This is a genomic window from Roseomonas chloroacetimidivorans, assembly GCF_049629625.1.
GTDB lineage: Bacteria > Pseudomonadota > Alphaproteobacteria > Acetobacterales > Acetobacteraceae > Roseomonas > Roseomonas chloroacetimidivorans.
The window spans coordinates 1-582 of the sequence record NZ_JBNBZS010000319.1; the positions used below are offsets into that span (position 1 = coordinate 1).

Annotated in this window: 2 protein-coding genes; both read right to left on the reverse strand. The window is 68.4% G+C overall.

The features are described from left to right. Nucleotides 1-2: 2 nt before the first annotated feature. Nucleotides 3-323 carry a hypothetical protein gene (locus ACO1BU_RS37705; RefSeq protein ID WP_424140949.1) on the reverse strand — a complete coding sequence of 107 codons (321 nt, stop codon included), beginning with the start codon at nt 321-323 and terminating at the stop codon, nt 3-5. Next, a partial coding sequence (locus ACO1BU_RS37710) for a hypothetical protein (RefSeq protein WP_424140950.1) occupies nt 320-582 on the reverse strand: 263 nt, incomplete at its 5' end. The genes ACO1BU_RS37705 and ACO1BU_RS37710, both read right to left, overlap by 4 nt.

A 582-nucleotide genomic window follows, 5' to 3' on the forward strand; every position in this document is an offset into this window, starting at 1 on the left:
GCTCACCGCCCTTCCCTCCCCTCGCTCTCGACCACCCCCTGGGCGGGGGCGCGGTTCAGGTAGCGGCAGACCCACCAGTGAAAGCCGAGGGCCATGGCGGTGTATTGCCAGCCCACGAGCACCGCCTTGGTCGAACCGAACCCGAGGCACCACGCGAGCCCGCTTCCTCCGATGCAGCCGATCATGACGATGAGCCGCGCAGGCGGCGGTGAGGGACGTCCGCCAGCGGCTTTTCCGCCCTCCCCGCTACCCTGCCCTACCCGGCCCTCAGAAACGCCGCCCACGGCGCTCCCAGACGCGTCTCTGGCCGTGTTGGGGGTCATGGGCGGGCGTCCTGGGGTCGCAGAGCCTGCCGGCACTCCTCCGCCACGATCAGGAGGCTGTGCAGAGCGTCGCTTAGGTACGACTGGACAGGGCTCTCCTCATTGATCCGACACGCCGCAACGTGCACCTGGCTGGCAGCCTCGAGCGCGTTGGTCATGCACACCGAGAGGTGCATCCGGGTCCGGGATGCCTTGGCCTCTAGTGCCTTGATCGCAGCCTCGGGATCGTACTCGTCCTGAGCGTCCATCACTTCCCCTC

Excerpts from the sequence above, each read along its gene's own strand:
- ACO1BU_RS37705 (WP_424140949.1), bottom strand. The coding sequence starts at position 323 with ATGACCCCCAACACGGCCAGAGACGCGTCTGGGAGCGCCGTGGGCGGC.